14 protein-coding genes are annotated in these 11,531 nt (G+C 33.5%); all 14 read right to left on the bottom strand.

Annotation, left to right across the window (positions count from 1 at the left end):
- Positions 1-8: 8 nt before the first annotated feature.
- The 14 genes from atpG to Q428_RS00555 all read right to left on the bottom strand — a co-directional run bounded on the left by atpG (position 9) and on the right by Q428_RS00555 (position 11,527).
- The gene (gene atpG / locus Q428_RS00620) at positions 9-857 is read right to left on the bottom strand and encodes an ATP synthase F1 subunit gamma (protein ID WP_035377217.1); all 849 of its coding nucleotides are present in this window, start codon (positions 855-857) and stop codon (positions 9-11) included.
- 35 nt (positions 858-892) lie between these two features.
- Positions 893-2,398: a F0F1 ATP synthase subunit alpha gene (atpA, locus tag Q428_RS00615; protein WP_035377215.1), complete on the bottom strand. Its 1,506-nt coding sequence runs from the start codon at positions 2,396-2,398 to the stop codon at positions 893-895.
- On the bottom strand, positions 2,395-2,955 hold the full coding sequence (locus Q428_RS00610; protein ID WP_035377213.1) for a F0F1 ATP synthase subunit delta: 561 nt from the start codon (positions 2,953-2,955) through the stop codon (positions 2,395-2,397). The genes atpA and Q428_RS00610 overlap by 4 nt, the downstream gene beginning before the upstream one ends.
- A gap of 1 nt (position 2,956) precedes the next feature.
- Positions 2,957-3,436 (bottom strand): F0F1 ATP synthase subunit B, encoded by a 480-nt coding sequence (locus Q428_RS00605; RefSeq protein WP_035377211.1) that lies wholly within the window; start codon positions 3,434-3,436, stop codon positions 2,957-2,959.
- 66 nt (positions 3,437-3,502) lie between these two features.
- On the bottom strand, positions 3,503-3,763 hold the full coding sequence (atpE, locus tag Q428_RS00600; RefSeq protein ID WP_035377210.1) for an ATP synthase F0 subunit C: 261 nt from the start codon (positions 3,761-3,763) through the stop codon (positions 3,503-3,505).
- Positions 3,764-3,782: 19 nt separating this feature from the next.
- Positions 3,783-4,466 carry a F0F1 ATP synthase subunit A gene (locus Q428_RS00595; RefSeq protein ID WP_035377207.1) on the bottom strand — a complete coding sequence of 228 codons (684 nt, stop codon included), beginning with the start codon at positions 4,464-4,466 and terminating at the stop codon, positions 3,783-3,785.
- Positions 4,459-4,851, bottom strand: coding sequence for a hypothetical protein (locus Q428_RS00590; RefSeq protein WP_035377205.1), 393 nt, complete (start codon positions 4,849-4,851; stop codon positions 4,459-4,461). The genes Q428_RS00595 and Q428_RS00590 overlap by 8 nt, the downstream gene beginning before the upstream one ends.
- Positions 4,852-5,296: 445 nt before the next feature.
- Positions 5,297-6,490, bottom strand: coding sequence for an acetyl-CoA C-acetyltransferase (locus Q428_RS00585; protein WP_035377203.1), 1,194 nt, complete (start codon positions 6,488-6,490; stop codon positions 5,297-5,299).
- A 566-nt stretch (positions 6,491-7,056) separates the two neighbouring features.
- Positions 7,057-8,214, bottom strand: a complete 1,158-nt coding sequence (gene wecB, locus Q428_RS00580; RefSeq protein WP_035377201.1) for a non-hydrolyzing UDP-N-acetylglucosamine 2-epimerase — start codon at positions 8,212-8,214, stop codon at positions 7,057-7,059.
- Between the two features lie 147 nt (positions 8,215-8,361).
- Complete coding sequence (locus tag Q428_RS00575; RefSeq protein ID WP_035377199.1) at positions 8,362-8,799, bottom strand: deoxycytidylate deaminase; 438 nt, start codon at positions 8,797-8,799, stop codon at positions 8,362-8,364.
- Positions 8,800-8,807: 8 nt separating this feature from the next.
- Positions 8,808-9,440 (bottom strand): uracil phosphoribosyltransferase, encoded by a 633-nt coding sequence (gene upp / locus Q428_RS00570; protein WP_035377198.1) that lies wholly within the window; start codon positions 9,438-9,440, stop codon positions 8,808-8,810.
- 11 nt (positions 9,441-9,451) lie between these two features.
- A complete protein-coding gene (rpiB, locus tag Q428_RS00565) occupies positions 9,452-9,901 on the bottom strand; it encodes a ribose 5-phosphate isomerase B (protein ID WP_035377195.1) in 450 nt (149 codons plus the stop codon).
- Positions 9,902-10,022: 121 nt separating this feature from the next.
- Complete coding sequence (locus Q428_RS00560; protein WP_035377193.1) at positions 10,023-10,469, bottom strand: low molecular weight protein arginine phosphatase; 447 nt, start codon at positions 10,467-10,469, stop codon at positions 10,023-10,025.
- Between the two features lie 14 nt (positions 10,470-10,483).
- On the bottom strand, positions 10,484-11,527 hold the full coding sequence (locus Q428_RS00555) for an L-threonylcarbamoyladenylate synthase (RefSeq protein WP_035377192.1): 1,044 nt from the start codon (positions 11,525-11,527) through the stop codon (positions 10,484-10,486).
- Between the last annotated feature and the right edge of the window lie 4 nt (positions 11,528-11,531).

Raw genomic sequence — 11,531 nt, 5'->3', positions numbered from 1 at the left:
CTATCTCACTACTCCTTTAACGCCTCTGCTCCACTGACTATCTCAGTTATCTCTTGAGTAATATTACTTTGTCTTGCCCTGTTATAGGCAATTTTTAGTTTTTCAAGCAATTTTTCTGTGTTTTTTGTTGCATTGTCCATTGCAGACATTCTAATTGCATATTCACTGGCTATTGAATTTACAAGAGCATGATACATAGTGGCATATAAATATTTGGGAATTGCATAATTCATAACCTCTGTTACAGATGGGTCAAATTCCATGTTACTGGATTTTAAATCCCTATTTTTCTCAAATGGAAGTAACTTCTCAATCTCAACTGTCTGTTTTACGGAAGTAATAAATTTTGTATAGGCCAAATATACATTCCTTACATTTCCTGCCACAAATGCATCTATTGCTGGTTTAATAATCTCTGATGCATCCTTAAAAGCTGGTTTATCACCAATTTCAACAAACTCAGCTATTGTCTCATAATTTCTCTTTTTGAAAAAGGCTCTCCCACGTTCACCAACGGTTATAACTGCAACTTTTTTTTGATACATGTCTTCTAAAACATTATTTAAAACATTTGCATTGTAACTTCCACAAAGTCCAGTATCAGAAGTTACAACTATGTATAAATCTATATCGCTACTGTTTTGTTGAAAATAAACCGAGTCTTCAACTTCATTAACCTTCAGCATTTCTTCAATGGCTCTTTTATATTCATCATAATAGATATCTATCTCCCCTGCTCTTTCCCTCAGTTTCCTGAATTTTGCCGTAGCTACAAGCCCCATAGCCCTAGTTATTTTCTGAGTATTGGTTATTGATTTTATTCTTCTTTTTATCTCCAATAACCCTGCACCAGCCAAGGCATACACCTCCTCTTTGAATATTTAAAATCAGACTATTTAAATATTCCCTTGAACTCAGTTATTACAGCATCTATCTTCTCTTTAATTTCCTTTGTAATGCCTTCATCATTGGAGATTAGTTTAATTAAATCTTTATGATGCATTCTGGCATATTCTAAAAATTCTTTCTCAAAACGTCTTATTTCCTCTACCGGTATATCCTTCAAGAAATTATTTATTGTTGCATATATAATCAATATCTGCTCTTCTACTTCCATTGGACTGTACTGGTTTTGTTTTAAAATCTCAACAAGCCTTTTACCCTTTTCAATTCTCTCCCTTGTTTCTTTATCAAGATCAGAACCAAACTGTGCAAATGCAGCTAATTCTCTGTATTGTGCCAATTCCAGCCTTAAGCTGCCTGCAACCTGTTTCATTGCTTTGATTTGAGCACTTCCACCTACACGTGAGACAGATATACCTGGATTTATAGCTGGTCTGACACCTGAGAAAAACAATTCTTCTTCAAGGAATATCTGCCCGTCGGTTATTGAAATAACATTAGTTGGTATGTATGCCGTAACGTCTCCAGCAAGGGTTTCTATTATTGGCAATGCAGTCATTGAACCTCCGCCTAATTCATCAGAGAGCTTTGCAGCTCTTTCAAGAAGCCTTGAATGTAAATAGAATACATCCCCAGGGAATGCCTCTCTTCCTGGTGGTCTTCTCAATAAAAGGGACATGGTTCTGTAAGCAACGGCATGCTTTGATAGATCATCGTATATTATCAAAACATCCTTACCTTCGTGCATAAATTCCTCTCCCATTGCTGTTCCAGAATAAGGAGCTATAAACTGCATCGGTGCCTGCTCAGCTGCAGAAGCACTTACAACTATTGTATAATCCATTGCTCCAAATTCCTGAAGTGTATTGACAATGTATGCCACCGTCGATTGTTTCTGTCCTATTGCAACATAAATACAGATAACATCCTTACCCCTTTGATTTATTATTGCATCTATTGCAATTGCAGTTTTGCCAGTCTGCCTGTCTCCAATTATTAACTCTCTTTGCCCTTTTCCTATTGGAACCATGGCATCTATGGCTTTGATTCCTGTCTGAAGTGGCTGCTTAACTGATTTTCTGTAAATAACTCCAGGAGCAACAACATCTACAGGTCTGGTTTTCTTTGTATTTATTGGTCCCTTGCCATCTATTGGTTCTCCTAATGCATTAACAACCCTTCCTAATAAAGCCTTTCCAACGGGGACCTCAACAACCTTTCCAGTTCTTTTAACTATATCCCCTTCCTTTATTCCTTTCTCTGAACCGAACAAAACAGCACCAACATTATTTTCTTCAAGATTCAGAGCCATTCCATATACCTCATTAGGAAATTCCAATAACTCTCCTTCCATGCAATTTCCAAGTCCATATACAGTAGAAACACCATCACCTATTTTTATTATTGTTCCAATATCAATTTCATCAAGCTTATTTTCATATTTAAGCAGCTGCTGCTTTATTATTGAACTTATTTCATCAGGTCTTACGCTCATGATCTCACCTCACGATATTCTTGCAAAAATCTCTTTCTTATCTGGGTTAGTTGTCCCTTTATTGTAGAATCAATTATATGATCTCCAATCTTTAAATGGACACCGCCTATAATTTCAGGATCAACAATATTCTGTACCTCTATTTCACTTTGGTATTTATCTGAAAGCCTTTGACGCAATGCCTCAACTTCCTCAGCTGTCATCTCTACAGCTGTTGTAACATAGGCAATTTTCTTCCTCTTATATTTATAAACTAAGTATTTATAATCATAATAAACTAATTCAATATCGCTGATTCTGTTATTTTCAATTAAAATAATTAATAAATTTACTATTTCATCTTCAATCTTCCCTTTAAATATCTTAAAAATAACCTTTTTTTTCTGTTCAAAGGGGATATTAGGATGATGCAGCAAACTTCTTAATTCTTCATGTGACGTTAATATATTTCTAACATCTTTAAGTTCTTCTAAGAATAGTTCCAATTTGTTTTTTTCTATTGCAATCTCAAAAAGTGCATTACCATATCTTCTTGAAGCAACTTCCAAAACGTGCATATCATACACCTACTTTTTCGATAAAATCCTTTATTAATTCATGATGTTTGTTTAAATCCAATTCTTCATTTATAAGTTTAGAAGCAGTCATAATGGACAAATTAATAATTTCATTTTTTATTTCATCCTTTGCCCTTTCTTTTTCTCTTTCAGAATCGATTTTTGCCCTTTCAATTATTAATTCTGCCTCTTTTTTAGCCTTTAAAATGATATCCTCAGATATTTCCTCTGCCTTTAGCTTATGACTATGTATGATTTTCTTACCTTCATCATCAGCATTCATCAGTTTTTCTTTATATTCTTTCTTTAGTTTTTCTGACTCTGCAAGTTGTAACTGTGCGTTGTTTATATCATTTTCAATTTTATTCTTTCTTTCATTCATAAAATCTGTTACCGGTACAAAAAACTTTTTTTTGAGGAAAAAGTATAACACCAGTGTGTTCATTATTGTTACCACTATTACTGGTATACTAATCTCCATAGAATAACCTCCTTTGAATTTTAATACAGCTTGCAAAACACAGTAATGTTTTGCAAGCTACATTTTTTAACCCAAGGTCTTTACTACTACCAATAATATAGCTATTAAAAGACCATAAATCGCTGTTGCTTCTGAGAAAGCGCTACCAATAATAAGTGTGTTTATTATTTCATTCTTCGCTTCTGGCTGCCTTCCTACTGCTTCAACAGCTTTTCCTGTTGCTATACCTGTTCCTATACCTGCTCCTAAACCTGCAAGGGCAGCTAAACCAGCTCCTATTGCTGACATACCTAATATAAATGCTTTTGGATCAATTCCTTGAAACATAGTTTTTCCTCCTCTTAAATCAATGTTCTGATGTAGTCTTTATAAAAATCATTGTTAGCATAGAAAAAATAAACATTTGAATGATACCATCAAATATATCAAAATATATGTGGAATGGTATCGGTATTAATGCTGCAAAGAGCGGTAATTTAATATGTACCATATTAGACAGATAACTAAGTCCTTTATATATAAGTTCTACAATTATCACCCCAGCAAGCATATTCCCAAAAAGTCTTAAACTTAGTGATACGGGTACAACAACTCTCTCAATTATATTTAATGGTAAAAGCAAAGGGAAAGGTTCAGAATAACCCTTTAAATAATGCCTTAAACCATTATTTTTTATAGCTGTTGCGTGAATCAATACAAAACTTATCAGGGCTAATGCTAAAGCAACACTGTAATCAGTTGTTGGTGGCCTGAGTCCTAACAGCCCTATCAAATTAAGCATGAGTATGTAAATCATAATCGTTCCAATATAAGGAGCAAATCCAATAAATTTTTCTCCCATATTAGCACGAACTAAGTCATTAATTTTTTCCACTATAAGCTCAATCCAAATCTGAGAACCATGTGGTATTGTTTCTAATCTTTTAGTTAACACAGTAACCAGTACAATTATAAAAACCATTACTCCCCATTGTATCAAAATTGATAAAGGTATATTTATTCCTAAAATCATTAACCCATTTTCAGCCATTCTGACTCCCCTTTCTTATATTTAGATTTAATAAACCAGAAAACAAAACAAGAGTTAATTTTACAGTCAACAAACCAATTGCCATATAATAAACATTAAAACCGTAATTTTCTATCAACTCAGCCAAAACAATTGCAATGACCATATATCTCAATATAAAAAACAGTGTTTGAACCAATGCTGCCCTTTTAAAACAATTTAAGACTATTATATTTATACCAAGAGCAAGTAAAGCAAAGTTTATTATTCCAATAACAAATCCAACAGCATACTGACACCCGCCGTTAATACCAAAAATCAAAATAATAAAACCAGATATAACTAAGGAAATAAAAAAAGATTTTTTAATTATTTCAGATAAAAATTCACCCACGTATTTATTCATATATATCTCCTTCTCCTATCTTTATCTACCTTAGTTTTTATCATAATTCAATAAATTATTAAACTTTTTATTGCGTTAAATTTAAATATATTCATATTTATTGTATATTTATTAGCGTGCAAAAGTACATTTCGTGCAAGATTTATTTCACAATTATACTCCTGGTTAATCTCCATTTCAACATTAAATAACATCTTATTACATCAAATAACTTATTTATAGTTATTTATCTTATTAAAATCAAATATTATTTAATTTATTATTAATTTTCTTAGAAATTCATCGTAATATATCTGTTGTTAAATTAAAAATATTTTTAATTTTGAATTTAAAATTTCATTTTAATTAATTTAAACATTTCTTATTCATTTGTTTAATTTGCATAAAAAATGGTTGTTAGTAATCTAACAACCATCTAGTATATCATTTATTTAAAAAATTATAATTATCTGCATAATTCATCTCTTTCAACTACAAGAGCTGTACCCATTCCACCACCGATACAAAGGGTAGCTAATCCTAGCTTTTCATCCCTCTTCTGCATTTCATGGATAAGGGTTACAAGTATCCTCGCCCCTGATGCTCCTATAGGATGACCTAATGCAATTGCACCACCATTGACATTAACCTTATCCATTTGAAAATTTAAGTCCTTAGCCACTGCAAGTGCTTGTGATGCAAAAGCTTCGTTTGCTTCAATCAATCCTATTTCTTCAATTTTTAAACCTGCTTTGTCAAGAGCCTTTTTTGAAGAATCAATTGGTCCAAGTCCCATTACACTTGGCTCCACTCCAGCTGAAGCATAAGAAACAACCTTTGCCATTGGTTTAAGTCCATACTTTATAACAAACTCCTTACTGCATACAACCATAGCTGCTGCTCCATCATTTATTCCTGAAGCATTGCCTGCGGTTACTGTTCCATCTTTTTTAAATGCTGGTCTTAATTTTCCTAATTTCTCTATTGTGGAGTCTGCTTTTGGGAATTCATCCTTAACAAACATTAGAGGTTCTCCCTTTTTCTGTGGAATTTCAATAGGTACTATTTCATCCTTAAATCTCTCAGTTTCCAATGCCTTTGCAGCTTTCTTCTGTGAAGCTAAAGCAAATTCATCCTGCATTTCTCTTGTAAGTCCATATTGTTCAGCTACATTTTCTGCAGTTATTCCCATATGATACTGATTAAAAACATCAGTTAGACCATCATAAACCATAACGTCTATAACTTCTGTATTACCCATTCTTGCACCCCATCTGTGGCTTCTCATAACATATGGAGCCATGGACATATTTTCCATACCTCCTGCAACAATACAATCTGCATCTCCTGCTGCAATTATTTGAGCTGCTAAGCTTACAGTTCTAAGGCCTGAGCCACAAACTTTATTTATTGTCATAGCTGGTATATGAACTGGTAATCCTGCATAAACAGCAGCCTGTCTTGCAGGGTTCTGTCCAAGACCTGCCTGAAGTACATTACCCATTAAAACTTCTTCAACTTTATCTTCAGAAATGCCAGCTCTTCTTAATGATTCCTTAATAACCTCTGCACCTAATTTAACTGCCGGTATATCCTTAAGTGTTCCTCCATAATTGCCAATTGCTGTTCTGCACGCACCCAGAATATAAACTTCTCTCATTTTAATTCCCCCTATTTGTTATTTTTTTAACAACATCTCTTTTTATGTATTATGCTGACAATATAAATTATATAACATAATTATTAGATTTTTCAATATAATTTATACAATTATTATTAAATAATATGCAGAATATTCCAAATTTTATGTTTTTGTTTATTTATTAACTTCTATTTTTGCTTAAGTTTGTTAATTTTATAACAATATTCTGCAAGATAATTTTTTGCTTAATTTATATTTAATAATATTTCATAAGAAATTTTCTTAGATTATGATTTTATTTTACAAAACAATGTTAATTTTAACTTAATATCCAAATTATTATCTTAATTTAATTACTGATTTAAAAATATTCCATGTTTAAAGATTAACAATTTTGAAAGAATTATCTTAAAAATAATGATTTATTTTGATATTTAAATAACATTTTCACTAATACTCCCTGATGTTACAGGCATAAGAAAACATCTTCCTTCAAAGTTTGCCTTGTGATTGCTATTCCTTTGATGGAAGATGCTATTCCTTACAAAAGTTATATGCACTAGGCTGCCATTCACCGTACAGCCTTATTTTTTTGCTGTGTAATCCTCTGGTCTTCTTTTATATATTCCAAAATTATATAATATGCTGTCTACAATTCTCTTTGAAGCTTTACCATCTCCATATGGATTTACAGCATTTGCCATTTTATTATAAGCATCCTTATTTTTTATTAAATGGGAAGCCTCTTCAAAAACTTTATTTCTCTCGGTACCAACCACTTTAACAGTTCCTGCTGCCACTGCCTCTGGTCTTTCGGTAACATCTCTTAAAACTAAAACTGGTTTGCCAAGGTGAGGTGCTTCCTCCTGAAGCCCACCAGAATCCGTTAATATCAAGTAACTTCTATTCATTAAGTTATGAGTTTCCTTTGTATCAAGAGGAGGCAATAAGTGAACCCTGTCAACTCCTCCTAAAATCTTATAAGCAGTTTCCCTTACAACAGGATTTAAATGCACTAAATATACTATTTCCACATCTTCATATTTTTCTGCCAGGTCTTTTAAAGCATAGCAGATGTTTTCCAAAGGTTCACCCCAATTTTCCCTTCTATGAGCTGTTATCATTATAACTTTTTTCTTTTTAAAATCAATTTTGTTTAATTCCTTGGTTTCAAATACATAGTCCTTTTCAATGGTTGTTGCCATAGCATCAATAACAGTATTACCTGTTATATATATATCTTCTTCCTTTATACCTTCATTAAGCAAGTTCTGCTTAGAAGTTGCAGTTGGGGCAAAATGCATATCAGCCATTGCTCCTGTAAGTTTTCTATTCATTTCTTCTGGAAATGGAAAATATTTGTTAAATGTTCTAAGTCCTGCCTCTACGTGTCCGATTTTTATTTGATTATAAAAGGCTGCTAAACTGCCTGCAAATGTAGTCGTTGTATCCCCATGAACTAAAACCATGTCAGGTTTTGCTTTGCAGAATATCTCCTCTAATCCCTGAAGCACCCTTGTAGTAATACCTGATAATGTCTGCCTTTCTTTCATTATGTCAAGGTCGTAATCAGGAGTTATTTCAAAAAGGTTTAGAACCTGATCCAGCATTTCTCTATGCTGAGCCGTTACACAAACTATTGATTGTATTTCTTCTCTTGACTCTAGTTCCTTTACAAGTGGTGCCATCTTAATAGCCTCAGGCCTTGTTCCAAAGATGGTCATAATTTTAAGTTTATCCATTACTTTCACCTCTTAATTACCTTTAAATTGCTATCTGTAACTAAAAATATCCCCTTAAAAATAAACACAAGGATATTTTAACACATAAATCTTTTATTTACATCTATATTAATGGACATTTATTATGTCCCTCCAAAAAAGTTGTGACTAAAAAGCCACAACTTCTATTTTTGATTCTTTCAGCATTTCAAGAGAAAGATTATCTGGATAGTCGCCCTTAAATACAATCCTTTTTATGCCTGATGCAATTAATATTTTTGCACAGATTATGCAAGGCTGGGCAGTTACATAAATAGTACTTCCATCTATTTCAATCCCGTTTTTAGCAGCCTGAATTACAGCATTCTGCTCTGCATGAAGTGCCCTGCAAAGTTCATGTCTTTGCCCTGATGGTATGTTAAGCTCAGTTCTTAAACAGCCACTTTCTTCACAATGCCTCATTTTAGGCGGAACCCCGTTGTATCCTGTTGTTAAGATTCTGTTGTCTTTTACTATGACAGCCCCAACCTTACGTCTTAAGCATGTTGACCTTTCCTTAACTAACTCTGCTATATCCATAAAATATTCATCCCAGGTTGGTCTCATAAAATCACCTACTTAGTTCCAAATATTCTATCTCCAGCATCTCCAAGGCCTGGAACTATATATCCATGGTCATTTAGATATTCATCAACGTGGGCTACATATATTTCTATATCAGGATGTGCTTCTAATACAGCTTTTATTCCCTCTGGTGCTGCTATTAAACACATAAGTTTTATATTTTTAGCACCTTTATTTTTCAGTAATTGTATAGCATCAGCAGCAGAACCCCCAGTTGCAAGCATTGGATCTGTTACTATCATTTCTCTTTCATTTATATCTGATGGTAATTTACAGTAATACTCTACTGGTTTTAATGTTTCAGGGTCTCTGTAAAGTCCAATGTGTCCAACCTTTGCAGCAGGTATTAACTTTAACATCCCATCTACCATTCCAAGACCTGCCCTTAGTATCGGTACTATACCAACCTTTTTTCCAGTTAAAGTCTTAGCCACAGTTTTACATACTGGAGTTTCTATTTCTACATCTTCAAGCTGGAAACTTCTTGTTACTTCATAGCACATTAGCATAGAAATTTCTTCTAAGAGCTCTCTGAAATCCTTTGAACCTGTATTGATATCCCTCATAATAGTTAATTTGTGCTGAATTAATGGATGGTTAATAACTGTTACTCTTGAATCCATTTTTCTACCTCCTATTTACAATATTTTTTTTCAATTTCACTTATCTTGTCAATTCTATTTTGATGTCTTCCCCCTTCAAAAGAAGCAGAAAGATAAGCATCTACTATATCAATTGCAAGTCCAGGACCTGTAACTCTTTCTCCTAAGGCTATTATATTAGCATTGTTATGTTGTTTTGTAGCCCTGGCACTAAATGTATCTGTAACATGTGCTGCTCTAATTCCCGGAACCTTGTTGGCGGCTATTGATATCCCTATACCAGTACCACAGACTATTATTCCACAATCAAACTCTCCCGAAGCAACAGCTTCTGCTACTGAAAGTCCATAATCTGGATAATCACATGAACTTGTGTCATAACAACCAAAATCCTTGTAATCTATCCCCTTTTTCTCAAGATGCTCCATAATTACCTTCTTTAAATTGTATCCTCCATGATCACAACCAAGTGCTATTTTCATGTTACTCCCTCCTGATAAAATATTTTATATTAATTTAACCTTTTACTTTGAATCATATAATCTAAATATCGAACAATATATAAGTGAACTCAAAAAAAGGAAAGCCTAGACACTAAGTGCCCTAACTTTCCTTTATTTTCTGGAATAAATTTTCTATCGCAATTTTCAGTTGATTCGCACAATTTCTATAGACTTGAAGGTCTCCACCAAAGGGGTCAGAAATATCTCCATTTTTCCCTACATATTCCAATAGTGTGAAAACTTTATTATGTAATGAGGGATAAACCTTCAGAACAGCTTCCTTATGAGCCTTGGTCATTGTTAATATTATGTCGCTGTCGTTTAATAGTTCCTTTGTAAGAGGCTTTGCAATATGACAAGAAACATCTATTCCCATCTCTTCCATAACCCTTGCAGCATTTAAAGATGCAGAATCCCCAGCAAATGCATAAAGACCTGCTGATGATATTTTGTGCTGAAGCTTGTTTGCTTCTACATATGCCTTTGCAATTCCTTCAGCCATACAGCTTCTGCATGTGTTTCCTGTGCATACAAATAGTATTTTCATACCTGTCCTCCTCTTTATACTTCTATAACATTGTATCCTGCTGCCTTTTTAAGCCTATTCATTATGGCAAGACCTAATCCTTCCTCTGAAAAACCCTCTGCATAAATATAATCTACATCTATTTTATCAAATTCTCTCAAAACATCAAACAAATTTGCAGCAATTATTCCGCTTTCTTTACGATCTCCTACTGATATTTTAATATTTGCATTATATTTCTTGATTGTTTCATCCGTTGCCATTACTCCAACCTTATACCCATAATTTGAAAGCTCATCTGTTTTCTCATTTACATACTTGATAACGTTATTCAAATCACCTTTGATTATAGTTAAAGGAGCTTTAGGTGCATAATGCCTATATTTCATACCAGGTGATTTTGGTCTTAGTCCCTCAGATGCCTTTTCCATAATAGCAGGGTCAATGGACACATTTCCTACTACTTCCTCCAACATTTCTTTTGTTATTCCACCTGGTCTTAAAATCACTACTTCATCACCTGTTGTGTCAACAACTGTAGATTCTAATCCAACATCACACTTTTCACCGCCAATTATCATATCCACTTTTCCAGTTAAATCATTTATACAATGCTCAATTGTTGTTGGGCTTGGTCTTCCTGATATATTTGCACTTGGTGCTGCAATAGGAACTCCTGAAAACTCAATAAGCTTTCTTGCAATTTTGTTTGATGGCATTCTGATAGCAACACTATCAAGCCCCCCTGTTGTTGTAAGGGGAACAATATCTTTTTTGGGCATTATTATGGTAAGTGGCCCTGGCCAGAAAGCTTCCATCAGTTTTTTTGCATTTTCAGAAATATCAGTAACATACTTTGATAGATCAAAATCCGCCACATGTACTATTAATGGATTATCCTGTGGTCTTCCCTTTGCTGTAAAAATTTTTTCACAGGCCTTTTCATCTAAAGCATTAGCACCTAGACCATAAACAGTTTCAGTTGGAAAAACAACAGTACCTCCAGAAGCTATTATTTCAGCTGCCTCCTTAATTTTATCTGTGTCATGTTCATCAATATAGTAAACCTTTGTATTCATTTTC

Origin of the sequence: Fervidicella metallireducens AeB (genome assembly GCF_000601455.1) — a bacterium.
GTDB lineage: Bacteria > Bacillota > Clostridia > Clostridiales > Caloramatoraceae > Fervidicella > Fervidicella metallireducens.
This window is presented reverse-complemented; position numbering and strand designations above follow the sequence as displayed.

Bases quoted from the DNA above. Each gene is read 5' to 3' on its own strand.
- atpA (WP_035377215.1), bottom strand. From the start codon at position 2,398: ATGAGCGTAAGACCTGATGAAATAAGTTCAATAATAAAGCAGCAGCTG.
- Q428_RS00610 (WP_035377213.1), bottom strand. From the start codon at position 2,955: ATGCACGTTTTGGAAGTTGCTTCAAGAAGATATGGTAATGCACTTTTT.
- Q428_RS00605 (WP_035377211.1), bottom strand. From the start codon at position 3,436: ATGGAGATTAGTATACCAGTAATAGTGGTAACAATAATGAACACACTG.
- atpE (WP_035377210.1), bottom strand. From the start codon at position 3,763: ATGTTTCAAGGAATTGATCCAAAAGCATTTATATTAGGTATGTCAGCA.
- Q428_RS00595 (WP_035377207.1), bottom strand. From the start codon at position 4,466: ATGGCTGAAAATGGGTTAATGATTTTAGGAATAAATATACCTTTATCA.
- Q428_RS00590 (WP_035377205.1), bottom strand. From the start codon at position 4,851: ATGAATAAATACGTGGGTGAATTTTTATCTGAAATAATTAAAAAATCT.
- Q428_RS00585 (WP_035377203.1), bottom strand. From the start codon at position 6,490: ATGAGAGAAGTTTATATTCTGGGTGCGTGCAGAACAGCAATTGGCAAT.
- wecB (WP_035377201.1), bottom strand. From the start codon at position 8,214: ATGGATAAACTTAAAATTATGACCATCTTTGGAACAAGGCCTGAGGCT.
- Q428_RS00575 (WP_035377199.1), bottom strand. From the start codon at position 8,799: ATGAGACCAACCTGGGATGAATATTTTATGGATATAGCAGAGTTAGTT.
- upp (WP_035377198.1), bottom strand. From the start codon at position 9,440: ATGGATTCAAGAGTAACAGTTATTAACCATCCATTAATTCAGCACAAA.
- rpiB (WP_035377195.1), bottom strand. From the start codon at position 9,901: ATGAAAATAGCACTTGGTTGTGATCATGGAGGATACAATTTAAAGAAG.
- Q428_RS00560 (WP_035377193.1), bottom strand. From the start codon at position 10,469: ATGAAAATACTATTTGTATGCACAGGAAACACATGCAGAAGCTGTATG.
- Q428_RS00555 (WP_035377192.1), bottom strand. From the start codon at position 11,527: ATGAATACAAAGGTTTACTATATTGATGAACATGACACAGATAAAATT.